Origin of the sequence: Achromobacter animicus (genome assembly GCF_040775605.1) — a bacterium.
Classification (GTDB): domain Bacteria; phylum Pseudomonadota; class Gammaproteobacteria; order Burkholderiales; family Burkholderiaceae_B; genus Achromobacter; species Achromobacter animicus.
In genome coordinates this window covers 4,299,952-4,312,463 of record NZ_JAYGJK010000001.1, presented here as the reverse complement: position 1 = coordinate 4,312,463, position 12,512 = coordinate 4,299,952, and the positions used below count along the sequence as shown (strand labels likewise).

At 65.3% G+C, this 12,512-nt stretch carries 13 protein-coding genes; 7 read left to right on the top strand and 6 right to left on the bottom strand.

Annotation, left to right across the window (positions count from 1 at the left end; all coding sequences use genetic code 11):
* Nucleotides 1-18 precede the first annotated feature (18 nt).
* From AB3147_RS19655 to AB3147_RS19645, 3 genes are all read left to right on the top strand, one after another.
* Entirely contained in the window at nt 19-747 is a 729-nt protein-coding gene (locus tag AB3147_RS19655) for an ArsR/SmtB family transcription factor (RefSeq protein ID WP_367352750.1), read from the top strand.
* 139 nt (nt 748-886) lie between these two features.
* Nucleotides 887-1,543 carry an N-acetyltransferase gene (locus AB3147_RS19650; protein WP_218344463.1) on the top strand — a complete coding sequence of 219 codons (657 nt, stop codon included), beginning with the start codon at nt 887-889 and terminating at the stop codon, nt 1,541-1,543.
* A gap of 230 nt (nt 1,544-1,773) precedes the next feature.
* Entirely contained in the window at nt 1,774-2,049 is a 276-nt protein-coding gene (locus AB3147_RS19645; protein WP_175124287.1) for a hypothetical protein, read from the top strand.
* 19 nt (nt 2,050-2,068) lie between these two features.
* Here AB3147_RS19645 and AB3147_RS19640 read toward each other — a convergent pair whose 3' ends face one another.
* The 3 genes from AB3147_RS19640 to ypfJ all read right to left on the bottom strand — a co-directional run bounded on the left by AB3147_RS19640 (nt 2,069) and on the right by ypfJ (nt 4,449).
* Nucleotides 2,069-2,833: a DUF1828 domain-containing protein gene (locus AB3147_RS19640; RefSeq protein ID WP_175124286.1), complete on the bottom strand. Its 765-nt coding sequence runs from the start codon at nt 2,831-2,833 to the stop codon at nt 2,069-2,071.
* A complete protein-coding gene (locus AB3147_RS19635) occupies nt 2,830-3,366 on the bottom strand; it encodes a hypothetical protein (RefSeq protein ID WP_367352749.1) in 537 nt (178 codons plus the stop codon). Before AB3147_RS19635 ends, AB3147_RS19640 begins: the two co-directional genes overlap by 4 nt.
* 231 nt (nt 3,367-3,597) lie before the next feature.
* Nucleotides 3,598-4,449 carry a KPN_02809 family neutral zinc metallopeptidase gene (ypfJ, locus tag AB3147_RS19630; RefSeq protein WP_175124284.1) on the bottom strand — a complete coding sequence of 284 codons (852 nt, stop codon included), beginning with the start codon at nt 4,447-4,449 and terminating at the stop codon, nt 3,598-3,600.
* 85 nt (nt 4,450-4,534) lie between these two features.
* Between ypfJ and AB3147_RS19625 the strand changes: the two genes are divergently transcribed.
* The 4 genes from AB3147_RS19625 (at nt 4,535) to bamC (ending at nt 8,013) form a co-directional block, all read left to right on the top strand.
* Nucleotides 4,535-5,161, top strand: a complete 627-nt coding sequence (locus AB3147_RS19625) for an L-threonylcarbamoyladenylate synthase (protein ID WP_175124283.1) — start codon at nt 4,535-4,537, stop codon at nt 5,159-5,161.
* 69 nt (nt 5,162-5,230) lie between these two features.
* The gene (locus AB3147_RS19620) at nt 5,231-5,878 is read left to right on the top strand and encodes a site-2 protease family protein (protein WP_175124282.1); all 648 of its coding nucleotides are present in this window, start codon (nt 5,231-5,233) and stop codon (nt 5,876-5,878) included.
* 87 nt (nt 5,879-5,965) lie between these two features.
* A complete protein-coding gene (gene dapA, locus AB3147_RS19615) occupies nt 5,966-6,871 on the top strand; it encodes a 4-hydroxy-tetrahydrodipicolinate synthase (protein WP_175124281.1) in 906 nt (301 codons plus the stop codon).
* Between the two features lie 17 nt (nt 6,872-6,888).
* Nucleotides 6,889-8,013 carry an outer membrane protein assembly factor BamC gene (gene bamC, locus AB3147_RS19610; protein WP_175124280.1) on the top strand — a complete coding sequence of 375 codons (1,125 nt, stop codon included), beginning with the start codon at nt 6,889-6,891 and terminating at the stop codon, nt 8,011-8,013.
* A gap of 116 nt (nt 8,014-8,129) precedes the next feature.
* On the opposite strand, the gene AB3147_RS19605 is transcribed toward bamC, so the two are convergent.
* The 3 genes from AB3147_RS19605 to mutS form a co-directional block, all read right to left on the bottom strand.
* Nucleotides 8,130-8,348, bottom strand: coding sequence for an endopeptidase (locus AB3147_RS19605; RefSeq protein ID WP_218344466.1), 219 nt, complete (start codon nt 8,346-8,348; stop codon nt 8,130-8,132).
* Between the two features lie 218 nt (nt 8,349-8,566).
* On the bottom strand, nt 8,567-9,760 hold the full coding sequence (locus AB3147_RS19600) for a ribosomal protein uL16 3-hydroxylase (RefSeq protein WP_218344467.1): 1,194 nt from the start codon (nt 9,758-9,760) through the stop codon (nt 8,567-8,569).
* Nucleotides 9,757-12,411 carry a DNA mismatch repair protein MutS gene (gene mutS / locus AB3147_RS19595; protein WP_279975536.1) on the bottom strand — a complete coding sequence of 885 codons (2,655 nt, stop codon included), beginning with the start codon at nt 12,409-12,411 and terminating at the stop codon, nt 9,757-9,759. Before mutS ends, AB3147_RS19600 begins: the two co-directional genes overlap by 4 nt.
* Nucleotides 12,412-12,512: the final 101 nt, after the last annotated feature.

The window sequence follows — 12,512 nt, the reverse complement described above, 5'->3', positions numbered from 1 at the left end:
TTTGGTCCATACCGAATCATGGATTCCGAGTTCGCCGACATCAACCTGTCCGCCGTGGCGGGCGCTATTGCCGATCCCGCGCGGGCGCGCATGCTGTGCGTGCTGCTGGACGGCCGCGCGCGCACCGCCACGGAATTGGCCGCCACCGCCGACATCGGCGCGTCCACAGCCAGCAGCCATTTCCAGCGTCTGCGCGATCAGGGTCTGGTCGAAATGGCCGTGCAGGGCAAGCACCGCTACTACCGGCTGGCGAGCGGCGACGTCGGCCACGCGCTGGAGGCGCTGTTGGTAGTGGCGGGCGCCGACCGCGCCCCGTTCAAGCCGACCACGCCTTCCGCGCTGCGCGACAGCCGCACCTGCTACGACCACATGGCCGGCACGCTGGCGGTGCAAATTCACGATGCGATGCTGGCCCGGCACTGGTTGACGCCGGACGGCCGCGACTATCTGCTGACGCCGCTGGGCGAGGCGTCGCTCGCGCAGGTGGGCGTTGATGCCGCGCAAGCGCGCCAGCGCCGCCGCCGCTTTGCCTGCGCGTGCCTGGATTGGAGCGAGCGGCGCTCGCATCTGGGAGGCGCGCTGGGCGCCGCGCTGCTCGATGCGCTCTTGGCGCGCGGCTGGATCAACAAGGATCTGGACTCACGCGCGCTGCGCATCACGGCCAAGGGCGAACGCCAGTTTCCGGCCTTCTTCGGTCTTGCCGGCGACCAACCCGCCGCCCAACGGGACGCGCATGCAGCAGCCTGATCGCTTCCTCCGCGCCTCGCCTCATCCATACCGCCCCATACGGCGGTGCACCCGCACACAACCTTTCAAGCCGCGGATGCGGCTTTTTTTACGTCCCGTCCCTCGCGGACAGCTTCTCAACCCTGTACAGGAGGTGGCCTTGCCTACGCTGGCCCTGCACGCGTTCCGTCACGTCATGTCGATCGTGACGGAATTGCGCATCGACGTTAACCATAGTCCCGAAGAAGTGGACAAGGAACTCGATGCCATCCACAACCGCATGAATCGTCCGATGGACCGCCTGCATGGATTGCCGGAGGTCAAGACCGATATCCCTGGCATCGTGCTTCGCTACCGCGAGGCCGACGGCGAGTATTACGTGTATGTGGTGGACGTGCGGCGCGGCCGGCTGGCGGGTTATACCGTCTTCAACCGCCTGATCGAAGTGGGGCGCCGCGCCGATCCCTACGTGCGCGCCCCGCATTCCAAGTACGCCGCCCCTTACCAGGGCATGGGACTGGCCACCGCGGTGTACCGCTGGGCGCTGGATGCGGGTTTGTGCATCCTGAGCGGCGCCCGCCAGTCGGTGGGAGCGCATCGTTTGTGGATGGGGCTGGCGCGCGATTATGTGCTGGGCTTCGTGGACCTGCGCAGCAAGCAGCTTACGTATCTGGGAAGTGAGGTCAGTCCGGCCGTGCGGGACGACCTGCATACCCGCATGATCCTGCTCGGTAAAGGCTGGCGGCTGGACGATTACATGCGCGTGACAGGGATGAAAGTGTCCCAGGATGCACTTTCGCAACAGGGCCTAGGGTAAATCCCCGGAAACCGCTATTGATGCTGCACCGCTAAATGGCGGTGCAGCCCCGCAAGCCGCGTCTACGCTGACTCTTGGCAAAATGGCCATTTTGTTTCCCAGCGGTTGAGAAACGGGGACGCGCTTGCGGCAGCGCAACAGTGTTTCTATTTTCTGCTTGGGTTACAAAACTTATCCGGATTGTCATCGAATCACGGAGTATGCTCGACGGCAGATAGAGGACTACCGAAGTGCATCAGAACAACTTGATCTACAAGGGATACCGCCTCACGGCCAAGGTTTCCCGGGGCAGCGGCGCTATCGAAGTTCCGGCGCAATCCAGCGGCCCTGTCTTCATCGCATCGGTGATGGTCGTGCAGGCAGGCGCCATCCTTGAAGGCGGCGACGAATACCCCGTACCGCAATTTGCCGGCGGCGGCTTTGTCTACAGCCCGCGCGAGGCCGTCCATGCGGCCATTCTGCATGGCCGCGAAATCGTGGACGGCCTGACCAATCTGCCGTCCTGACCCGCCTGCCTTTTGGCGGCTACGTCGAAAACACTTCGCGCCAGTCGCGCGTCTTGGCCAGCGTCTGCACGGTGGCGGACTGCTCCAGGATCGTCACGGCCTTCTTGAATTCCTCGGCCGACGCGCCGTCTTCCAGAATCACCATGCGCGAGTTGCGCGCATCGGCCATCTTCACGTCCGACATCTTGCCGTGGGTCTGATAGACCTGCGTCCAGTCCATCTTCTTGCCCGCCTTCAGGGCGATGGGCTCGATGTAGGTGAGGGCGGTGCTGCCCGCCGCACGCACCGCGTACGCGAAGTCCGCCGTGTGACCGCTGCTGCCCTTGGCGCGCGCACCCTTGACCATGCGGTTCACGCCCACGCCTTCGGCCAGCGCGCGTCCCACCTGGGCGCGGAAGCGCAGCTGGCTGAAACGCGGCATCCACTTCGCGCACTGAAACGACAGGGCCATCGCCAGCTTTACCGCGTCCCATAGCGCTTCCTGCAACTGTTCGTTCGGGCCCGACGCCACGATGGCGCCCGACCGGTCGAAGTGGGCGAGGGTGACGCCCGGCGTCTCGTTCAGGATGTCGATGCGCTTGGCCGCTACCTCGATGCCGAAGCTCGACGCGTGCATCGCGGTCTCACAGGCGTCGGTCAGGTAGAACGATGACTCGTCCGGATGCGCGATGAAAAAGGCCGCGTGCTGGCCGTCAAGGCCCAGCGTCATGGGAGACACGGCGCGGATGGCGTGTTCGCCCGCCGGCAGGACGGTCCAGCCGGAGGCTTCCAGAAAATTGCTCATAGGATCAGTTCGATTTGGCGGCCTTTGAGGGGATGCGCAAAGCCGCCGGCCAGCGTCAGATTCGCTCGCGGCAGGAAATACTGCATCAGCGCCGCGATGGTGTCCAGCGCGGGCACGACGGGCTCGGCATAGCCTTCGCCTTCCTCGACCCAGATATGCTCATGGCTGCGGTCGGCCAGCGGCTTGCGGTACTGCGGCCGGTCCGCGCCCACCAGGCTGGTGTGAAACGAGTCGTCGGTGTCCACCCCGTACACCCGGTGCGGCCCGACGAACAGGCTGGCACAGAACGCTTCCGTCAGAAAGATGGTGGCCTGGCCGTGCACGGCGGTGCGGGCGCCCCGGTACATGACGCGAAAGATCACGTCCTCGCGCACGTCGCCCTTGATCTTGCAAGGGCTGCTGAACTCCATCCACTGCGCACTGCCCGCCGCCGGCTTCGGGATCCAGACGATGGGCTTCGCGGTTTCCTTGGGTTCGGCAAGAATCTCTTGCACCTCATCAACGGTGATTAGCGGTTCGAACTTGTTGGCCATGGAAACAGATAAAGGGTCTTGGAGGGCGCGTGGGCAAACCTGCGAGTGGCGTGCGCTGCGCCCACCGCGCCGCGGAGATAAACACGCGCGCGCAGCATTGCGAGGGGGCGTAATCTTACAAGATGAAGACGGTAGGGGTTGGTTGGCTGTATGGATATACAGTCAAGCGGGCGCCCGGCCTGGAATGATGACATGCCGGTGCCGGTGCTGATGCCCAGCGCGAATCTGCCGTCACAGCGATGTCGCACCAAACGTGTCGCATTGCTTGATGCTGCCGCTTTCCAGGCCGCGCTTGAACCACCGCACGCGCTGCGCGGAACTGCCGTGCGTGAAGGCATCGGGCACCACGTAGCCCTGGCTCTGCTTCTGCAGCCGGTCGTCGCCGATGGCGGTGGCCGCTGCCAGCGCTTCCTCGACGTCGCCGCCTTCAAGAATGTTGCGCGCCGCATCGGCGCGCTGCGCCCACAGGCCGGCAAAGCAATCCGCCTGCAGCTCCAGCCGCACCGACAGCGCATTGGCCTGCGAGGGGTTGCGACGGCGCAGTTGGTCAACCTGGTCCGAAATGCCCAGCAGGTGCTGCACATGATGGCCGACTTCGTGCGCGATCACATACGCCTGCGCGAAATCGCCCGGCGCCTTGAACCGGTTCTGCAGCTCGTCAAAGAACGACAGGTCTATATAGACCTTGCTGTCGCCCGGGCAGTAGAAGGGCCCCATGGCCGATTGGCCGGTGCCGCAGGCCGTCGGCGTGGCGCCGCGAAAGAGCACCAGCTTGGGTTCGACGTACTGGCGGTTCAGTTCCTTCTGGAAGATCGCGTTCCACACGTCCTCGGTTTCGCCCAGCACCTTGGACACGAAGACGGCTTGCGGATCGTTGGCCGGCGGGGCGGTGGCGGGCGCCTGCTCCTGCACCGCCGGCCCCTCGGCCATGTCCAGGACCACGCGGGGATCCACGCCGAAGTACATTGCGACAAGGGCAAGTACTATCGTGCCTATGCCGATGGTGCCGCGGCCCCCGATTCGCGGGCCGCCCGACCGGCGGTCTTCCACATTGTTGCTCTGGCGCGAATTTCCAAGGCGCATATTCGTTCTCCGGGGCGGATCGGCGATACCGCCATTTTGCATCGCCGCGCAATTGAGCGGCCTTCAAGGATGTTAGGATAAACCCATGGCTTTGTACTTCTCCGTCCACCCAGCAAATCCCCAGCCGCGGCTGCTCAAGCAAGCCGCGCAATGGCTTAATGACGGGGGCCTGGTGGCTGTGCCCACCGACTCCAGTTATGCCGTCGTCGCCCGCCTGGACGACAAAAGCGCCGCCGACGGACTGCGCCGCCTGCGCGGACTCGACGAACGGCACCACCTCACGCTTCTATGCCGCGACCTGGCTGAAATTGGCCACTTCGCCCGCGTCGACAACAAGCAGTACCGCCTGCTGAAAGCCGCGACCCCTGGCCCCTGGACCTTCATCCTCGAGGCCACCAAGGAAGTCCCGCGGCGCGTATCGCACCCATCGCGCAAGACCATCGGCATCCGCGTGCCGGATCACGCCGTCCTCCTGGGCTTGCTGGAACAGGCGGGCTCGCCGCTCCTGTCCACGACGCTCATTCCCAAGGATGAAACCGAGGCGTTGAACGACGCAGAAGAAATCCGCGAGCGCTACGACCACGATCTGGCCGCCATCATCGATGCAGGCGCCTGCCCGCAGGCGCCCACCACGGTGATCGACCTCACGGCCGACGAGCCGGTTGTCGTGCGCCTGGGCCGCGGCGATCCCGCCACGCTCGGACTTGTCTGATTTCACCCCTCGCCTCGATGCACGAGACGTGCCGCGCGCGGGCGTGGCTCATCTACAATCCGGTTCGCCATGAATGACATCATCCAAACCATTGCGGTCTACGCGATACCGGTTATCTTCGCCATCACCCTGCACGAGGCCGCGCACGGCTACGTGGCGCGCATGTTGGGCGATCCGACCGCCTACCAGGCCGGACGGGTCAGCCTGAATCCGGCGCGGCACATCGACCCCGTCGGCACGCTGCTGGTGCCGGTCGCCATCCTGCTGGCCTCCAAGCTCATCGGCGGATCCATGCTGCTCTTCGGCTGGGCCAAGCCGGTTCCCGTCGACTTCGGCCGCCTGCGCCGTCCCAAAAAGGACATGGCCTGGGTGGCGCTGGCCGGTCCGGCTGCCAATATGTTCATGGCCATCCTGTGGGCGCTGTCGCTGCGCCTGTTCATGGAAAGCGGCCTGCACGAAAGCTTCTGGTTCGAAATGGCGGTGGCGGGCGTCAACGTCAACCTCGTGCTGATGGCGCTGAACTTGCTGCCCATCCTGCCGCTGGACGGCGGACGCATCCTGTTCAGCCTGCTGCCCAATCGTCTGGCCTGGCAATACTCGAAAATCGAGCCGTATGGCTTGATCATCGTCATTGTGCTTTTGGTCACCGATGTGCTCTGGTTATTGATGCAACCGGTGCTCGGGCTGGGAACGACAATCGTTCAGTGGTTTCTGTAAGATTCCCCCCAATATCCGTTAAACTCAGCGGTTTCACTGAATCAGGCCCTGGGGCAATCCCGCCGCGGGGTTTTGGAGCCCGAATCTATGGCATCCCCTGCTACCGCCGCAGGCGTTAATTTCCAGGGCAGCATGGTGGCCCTGGTCACCCCAATGCAACCCGACGGCAGCCTGGACTACGCTGCCTACCGGTCGTTGATCGACTGGCACGTCCAGGAAGGCACCGACGCGCTGGTGGTGGTGGGCACCACCGGGGAGTCGCCCACGGTCTCCATGGAAGAACACGCGGAACTGATCCGCGTTGCCGTCGAACACGCCGCCGGCCGCATTCCGGTCATTGCTGGCGTGGGCGCCAACTCCACCGACGAAGCCATCCACCTGACGCGCCACGCCAAGGCGGTCGGCGCTCACGCGGGCTTGTCGGTCGTGCCTTACTACAACAAGCCGTCGCAAGAAGGCCTGTACCGCCACTTCCGCACCATCGCGGAAGCCGTCGACCTGCCCACCATCCTGTACAACGTGCCGGGCCGTACCGTTGCCGACATGAGCAACGACACGATCCTGCGTCTGGCGCAGGTGCCGGGCATCATCGGCATCAAGGACGCCACTGGCGACATCGCCCGCGGCGGCCTGCTCCTCCGCGAGGCGCCTGCCAGCTTCCAGGTCTTCAGCGGCGACGATCCCACCGCGGCCGCCCTGATCCTGCTGGGGGCGCGCGGCAACATTTCCGTCACGGCCAACGTGGCGCCCAAGCTCATGCGCGACCTCTGTGCCGCCGCCCTGGCGGGCGACGTGCCGAAGGTCCGTGAACTTAACGCGTTCCTGGCGCGTCTGAACAAGGCTTTGTTCGTTGAAGCCAACCCCATCCCCGTCAAGTGGGCGTTGGCCGAAATGGGCCGCAGCGCGCTTGGCTACCGACTGCCACTGGTCGAACTGAGCGCGCCGCATCACGCAACGGTGCGCAACGCGCTCCAGGAAACGGGACTGCTCTAAATATCGTGAGGAAACGTATGAACAAGCGTCATGCCGGTTTGTCGGCATTGATGTCTCTGGTGTTGCTGGCCGGGTGCTCCGAGGTCAACCAATTCCTGGGCAATGAAGAATCGGTCGACTACAAGAGCGCAGTGAACCAACGCGGAGAGCCCCTGAGCATTCCGCCCGACCTGACGCAAGCCAACAGCGACCCCCGCTACCGCGCGCCGGCATCCGGCTCCACCACCTTCTCTGAGTTCCAGCAGCAAGGCGTGGCCCAGGCCAGCGCCCCGAAGACCAGCAACGTGCTTCCCAGCCGCTCCGACATGCGTGTCGAACGCGACGGCGACCTGCGCTGGCTCGTGGTGGACCGTCCGCCCGAGCAGGTGTTCCCCCGCCTGATCGACTTCTGGACCGAAAGCGGCTTTACTGTCGCCACCAACAACCCCGGCGCCGGCCTGATCGAAACGGACTGGGCCGAGAACCGCGCCAAGATCCCGGAAAGCTGGCTGCGCCAAGCCCTGGGCGCCGTGCTGGAAACGGCCTGGGATAGCGGCGAGCGCGAAAAATTCCGCACCCGCGTCGAACGCGTCAACGGCCACACCGAAATCTATGTCAGCCACCGCCAGATGCTTGAAAAGCGCGTCGGCTCCGACGGCGCTCAGGTGCAGTGGCAGAACGGCAAGGAAGACCCGGGCCTGAACGCCGCCATGCTGGCGCGCATGATGGTCTACCTGGGCACCGACGTCGACAACGCCCGCAGGCTGGTGCAGCAGGCCGAAGCCTCGCCGCAGCGTCCGGCTGTTCAGCAGGACGTCCGCGCACAGGGCGCGTCGCTCATCGTCAGCGAATCCTTCGACCGCGCCTGGCGCCGTGTCGGCGTGGCGCTCGATGGCGGCGGCTTCGCCGTCGAAGACCGCGACCGTTCGGCTGGTGACTACTTCGTTCGCTATGTCGACACGGACACCGGCGAAAAGATGGAACAGCCCGGCTTCTTCAGCCGCATGTTCTCCGGTGACAAGAAGGCACAGGCGCCCCAATACCGCATCCACCTGGTGGGCAACGGCGAACAGACCACCGTCTCGGTACTGGACGCCAACGGTTCGCCTGACAACAGCCCGACGGCGCAGCGCCTGCTGAGCGTCCTGAAGGACAAGATGTAATTGAAACCACCTCGCCGCGCACGCTCAGCGTGCCGCGGCAAGGCACAAAAAAACCCTGGCATGACATGCCAGGGTTTTTTTTGCGTCTTTCAGTGCGGGGGTTCGTGCCTGAAGATTTACGACGCGGGGGTGGTCGAGCCGCCCGGGGTGGTGGAACCGGTGCCGGGGGTCGTGCCAGGGGTCGGTGCGGGCGATGCCGGCGGCGTGCCACCAGGAGCGGGCGTGGTCGCGCCGGGAGTGGGGTTGGCCGCCGGTGCCGGGGCATCTTCCTTCTTGTTGCAAGCGCTGAGCGCGACGGCCAGCACCGAGGCAATAATCAAGGTTTTGCTCATCATTATTTGAACTCCTGTAGATGACGACTCTTGAAACCCCGTTAGGGGAAACCAGAATTCAGGCTACAGGAAGGTTCATGCCGATCGCGTGTGAAAGTTAAAGCGGTGGCATCCCAAAAGCAACAAACCTTTCAGCTTGGTGTTATGTCTTTCTTGATGTGACCCGGCTTACAGACCTGATTTCTTTCTGTGCGACACGGATACTTTTAGGTTTCCAGATACTACTCGGGGCGGTAATGAATCCAACCCGAGTCCAGCCAATCCGCCAGGCAGGCGCGCGCATCCTCTGACAGACGGGCGCAAGCGGGATGCGCACAATCCAGGCTACGCGCATCGGCCAAGAGGCGCAACGCCACGTCGGCGGGCGTCATGGCCGTTTCCCCGTTGATGAAAAGCTGCTTGCCGCGATACAGCATGCGGCTGCGGCGATCCAACACCAGGCGGCCGGACGCGGGCCAATCTTCTTCCAGATCGACATCCAACCCCTCGGGCGCATCGAACACGCTGAGGTTGCTGGGCTCGGTCAGCCAGCAGCCCAGGAAGCGCGATGCCAGGGCATCGTCAAAACGCAGCTTTTCGACCGTTTCCAGCGTGGCGGCCACCAGTCCGTCGGGCAGCGCCGCGGGCGTGTCCACCGCCGGCTGGGCCGGGTCGCGGTAGACCGCCGACAGCTTGGGGCCGGGCAGGGCAGGTTCGCCATAGGGACCGCCCAGAAGGCCCACGCGGGCCATCACCTGGTCCGCAGCGGCTTCCAGGAGGCCGCGCGCCAGTGTCGCCTGCGTCGGCGCCCGGAAACCGATGGAGATCGTCATGCAGCCGTCGCCCATGGCAATGCCGTCATGCGCGGCCTGCGGCGGCAGGTACAGCATGTCGCCCGGCGCCAGCACTGCCTTTTCCTCGGGCTGGAAGTTGCTCAGGATCTTGAGCGGCAGGCCCGGTTCCAGCGACAGGTCCTTCTGGCGGCCGTAGCTCCATTCGCGCTCGCCCGCAGCCTGCAGCAGGAACACGTCGTAGCTGTCGAAATGCGGACCGACGCCGCCGCCGTGGCTGGCGACGCTGATCATCACATCGTCCAGGCGCGCGTCCGGAATGAAGCGGAACAAGGCCATCAGTTCGGCCGCCGCATCGCTATGCAGGTCCACGCTCTGCACCAGCAGCGTCCAGTCACCCTCGTTATCCTTGGGCAGGCGCGCGAAGGGGCCGTTTTCCATCTGCCATTCACCGTTCTCGCGCCAGATCAGACGCGATTCCACGTCGTCGCGGCGCGCGAGCTTCTTGATGGCCGCGATGGTGACGGGCGGCTTGAAAGCCGGAATGGCCTGGCGGATCAGCAACGGCTTCTTCTGCCAGTAACGGCGCATGAAGTCGTTGGGGCTTTGATTGCCCAGGAGCGGCAGCGGTTGGTCGAGGTTCATTGGAGGTGCTTCTTCAAGCGGTAAAGGGCATCCAGCGCTTCGCGCGGGGTGAGGCTGTCGGGGTCAATGGCGGAAAGCTCCTCGCGCAGCGAGTCCAGCGCTTCGATGGCGTCCGAACGTTCGGCTTCGGCGTACGCCTGCGCGTCGGCCTCGGCGGCGGCCGAGAACAGGCCCAGCTGCGGCGTCGGGGCGCCTTGCGCTTCCAGGCGTTCAAGTTCGCGTGTCGCCTGGCGGATGACCGCGGCGGGCACGCCCGCGCGCTGCGCCACCTGAATCCCATAGCTGCGGCTGGCCGGACCTTCGCGCACTTCGTGCAGGAACACGATGCCGCTTGCCGATTCCGCGGCGGCCAGGTGCACGTTGGCGGCCGTGGCCTGCTCGGCGGGCAGACGCGTCAATTCAAAGTAGTGCGTGGCAAACAGCGTCAGCGCGCGGTTGTGCGACAAGAGGCGGCAGGCGATAGCCCACGCAAGCGCCAGGCCGTCATAGGTAGACGTGCCGCGCCCGATCTCGTCCATCAAGACCAGACTGTTGGGCGTGCTGGCCGACAGGATGGCCGCGGCCTCCGTCATTTCCATCATGAAGGTCGAGCGTCCGCCCGCCAGATCATCGGCCGCGCCGATGCGCGTGAAGATGCGATCGATCTTGCCGATCCGGGCGCGCGACGCAGGCACGAAGCTGCCGATGCGCGCCAGCAGCACAATCAGCGCTACCTGCCGCATGTACGTCGACTTACCGCCCATGTTCGGGCCAGTGATCAACAGCATGCGCCGCGCCGGATCCAGGCGGCAGCCGTTCGGCGTAAAGCGTTCGATGGCGCGCTCCACCACCGGGTGGCGGCCGGCGTCGATGTCGATGTCGGCCTGCTCGGACAGTTCGGGCGCGACCCAGTCATGGCGCTGCGCGTGCTCGGCCAGGGCGGCCAGCGTGTCCAGTTCGGCCAGCGCTGCGGCGCAGTCTGACAACGGGCGCACGTGTTCGGCCAGCACGTCGAGCAATTGCTCGAACAGCCATTTTTCGCGGGCCAGCGAGCGGTCCTGCGCGGACAGCACCTTGTCTTCCCAGGTCTTGAGTTCGGGCGTGATATAGCGTTCGGCGTTCTTGAGCGTCTGGCGGCGGCGGTAGTCTTCTGGCACCTTGGCCGTCTGGCCCTTGGTGACCTCGATATAGAAGCCATGCACGCGGTTGAACTCCACGCGCAGATTGCTGATGCCGGTGCGCTCGCGCTCGCGGGCTTCGAGCTGGACCAGGAAGTCGCCGCCATCGGCGGCCAGTCCACGCAATTCGTCCAGTTCCGCATCAAAGCCGGCTGCCAGTACGCCGCCATCGCGGATCGCCACGGCCGGCTCGGGGGCAATCGCCCGCACCAGCAGCGCGGCCAGCGCGGGATCCACCGACAGGTGGGAGATCAGTTCGCCGATGCGCGGCGAGGCCGACATGGGCTCGACCAGATCGGCCAGCGCCGGCAGGGCCTGCAGCGCATCGCGCAGGCTGGCCAGTTCGCGCGGGCGCACGGACCGCAGCGCCAGTCGCGCCGCGATGCGCTCGATATCGGGAAAGGCGTTCAAGGAGGCGCGCAGGGCTTCCAGCAGTCCCGCCGAACCGAACGTCTGCTCGACGTCCATACGGCCGGCCAGCAGCGCAGAAATGGCCTGCTGCCGCGCCAGCGCCTGCTCATTCTCGCGCAAGGGGTGATGCAGCCAGCGGCGCAGGAGACGGCTACCCATCGGCGTGCGGCAACCGTCCAGCAGCGAGAACAGCGTGGGCGAGTCTTCGCCCGACAGCGTCTGGGTCAGCTCCAGGTTGCGGCGCGTGACCGGGTCCAGCAACACGAACTGCCCGGGCCGCTCGGCGGACAGGCTCTGCACGTGCGCCAGCGCCTGCGACTGCGTGCGCGCGGCATAACGCAGCAGGGCGCCCGCTGCGCAAATGCCGGCCGGCATATCCTCAATGTCAAAGCCCGCCAACGTGTCGGTCTTGAAATGCGCCAGCAGATGCGCACGGGCGCCGTCGCTTTCGAAGTGCCAGTCCGGCACGCGGGAGCGCGCGCCCTCGAACGGAAAATCGAACTCCGCGCTGTCCGCGCAAACGATCTCCGCCGGCGCGATGCGATGCAACTCGGATTCCAGTTGAGCCGGCGCGCATTCGGTCACCCGGAACTCGCCACTGGCCAGATTCAGCCAGGCCAGCCCGGCACGCGGCGCGCGCGCGCTGCCGCTGACGAAAATGGCCGCCAGCGCGCGGTCCGCCTTGGCGGGCAGCAGGGCGTCATCGGTCAACGTGCCGGGCGTCACGATGCGCACGATGCGGCGCTCGACCGGGCCCTTGGAGGCAGCGGGATCGCCGATCTGTTCGCAGATGGCGATGGACTCGCCCATCGCGACGAGCCGCGCCAGGTATTGCTCCATGGCATGCACGGGCAGCCCGGCCATGGGAATGGGCACGCCGTTGGACGAGCCCCGCTTGGTCAACGTGAGGTTAAGCAACCGCGCGCCGCGCTCGGCGTCTTCGTAGAACATTTCATAGAAGTCGCCCATGCGATAGAACAACAGCAACGGCCCGGCCTCGGCTTTAAGGCGCAGGTACTGCTGCATCATGGGAGTATGGCCCGCGTGGGCGTCGGCGGCGGTGTTTTGCAGTGCAGAATTCATGCCCGTGATTGTATCGGGGCGGGGAAGGGGTTGCTGAGCTGGGGCGGGACGATTTGGCGGCGGGTTGCGATTTTTCGGATGGGCGGGCGGTTCGTGTGCAC

What these genes read in the sequence shown, in the direction of transcription:
- AB3147_RS19655 (WP_367352750.1), top strand. Translation starts at nt 19, where the DNA reads ATGGATTCCGAGTTCGCCGACATCAACCTGTCCGCCGTGGCGGGCGCT.
- AB3147_RS19640 (WP_175124286.1), bottom strand. Translation starts at nt 2,833, where the DNA reads ATGAGCAATTTTCTGGAAGCCTCCGGCTGGACCGTCCTGCCGGCGGGC.
- AB3147_RS19635 (WP_367352749.1), bottom strand. Translation starts at nt 3,366, where the DNA reads ATGGCCAACAAGTTCGAACCGCTAATCACCGTTGATGAGGTGCAAGAG.
- ypfJ (WP_175124284.1), bottom strand. Translation starts at nt 4,449, where the DNA reads ATGCGCCTTGGAAATTCGCGCCAGAGCAACAATGTGGAAGACCGCCGG.
- AB3147_RS19625 (WP_175124283.1), top strand. Translation starts at nt 4,535, where the DNA reads ATGGCTTTGTACTTCTCCGTCCACCCAGCAAATCCCCAGCCGCGGCTG.
- AB3147_RS19620 (WP_175124282.1), top strand. Translation starts at nt 5,231, where the DNA reads ATGAATGACATCATCCAAACCATTGCGGTCTACGCGATACCGGTTATC.
- dapA (WP_175124281.1), top strand. Translation starts at nt 5,966, where the DNA reads ATGGCATCCCCTGCTACCGCCGCAGGCGTTAATTTCCAGGGCAGCATG.
- bamC (WP_175124280.1), top strand. Translation starts at nt 6,889, where the DNA reads ATGAACAAGCGTCATGCCGGTTTGTCGGCATTGATGTCTCTGGTGTTG.
- AB3147_RS19605 (WP_218344466.1), bottom strand. Translation starts at nt 8,348, where the DNA reads ATGATGAGCAAAACCTTGATTATTGCCTCGGTGCTGGCCGTCGCGCTC.
- AB3147_RS19600 (WP_218344467.1), bottom strand. Translation starts at nt 9,760, where the DNA reads ATGAACCTCGACCAACCGCTGCCGCTCCTGGGCAATCAAAGCCCCAAC.
- mutS (WP_279975536.1), bottom strand. Translation starts at nt 12,411, where the DNA reads ATGAATTCTGCACTGCAAAACACCGCCGCCGACGCCCACGCGGGCCAT.